Genomic DNA, 783 nt, shown 5'->3' on the forward strand with positions numbered 1-783 from the left:
ATCGCGCTGTTCGGCTGCTTCCTGATCATGATCATCATCCTCGCGGTGCTGGCGCTGATCGTGGTCAAGGCCCTGGCCGAGAGCCCCTGGGGTATCTTCACGGTGATGGCAACCATCCCGATCGCGATGTTCATGGGCATCTACATGCGCTACATCCGTCCGGGCCGCATCGGCGAGATCTCGATCATCGGCGTGCTGTTGCTGCTGGGCTCGATCTGGCTGGGCGGGCAGATTGCCGCCGACCCGGTCTGGGCCAAAGCGTTTACCTTCACCGGGATCCAGATCACCTGGATGCTGATCGGCTACGGCTTCGTCGCGGCGGTGCTGCCGGTGTGGCTGATCCTCGCCCCGCGTGACTACCTGTCGACGTTCCTCAAGATCGGCACCATCGTCGCCCTGGCGATCGGCATCCTGATCACCATGCCCGAGTTGAAAATGCCGGCGCTGACCCAGTTCACCAACGGCATGGGGCCGGTGTGGAAGGGCGGCCTGTTCCCGTTCCTGTTCATCACCATTGCCTGCGGCGCGGTGTCGGGCTTCCATGCCCTGATCTCGTCGGGCACCACGCCCAAGCTGCTGGATAACGAAGTCAACGCCCGCTACATCGGTTACGGCGGCATGCTGATGGAGTCGTTCGTGGCGATCATGGCCATGGTAGCCGCGTCGGTGATCGAGCCGGGCGTGTACTTCGCCATGAACAGCCCGGCGGCGGTGGTCGGCAGCGATGCCGTGGCCGTGGCCCAGACCATCAGCAGCTGGGGCTTTGCCATCACGCCTGACGCG

At 64.0% G+C, this 783-nt stretch carries 1 protein-coding gene; it reads left to right on the forward strand.

Translation table 11 applies throughout. The annotated features are described in order from the left end of the window. Positions 1-783, forward strand: a 783-nt coding sequence (locus EGM97_RS26095; RefSeq protein ID WP_477788900.1) for a carbon starvation CstA family protein, incomplete at both ends; no start/stop codon positions are given.

The sequence above is a fragment of the Pseudomonas sp. AF32 genome, from assembly GCF_022342325.2.
Lineage (GTDB): Bacteria > Pseudomonadota > Gammaproteobacteria > Pseudomonadales > Pseudomonadaceae > Aquipseudomonas > Aquipseudomonas uvaldensis.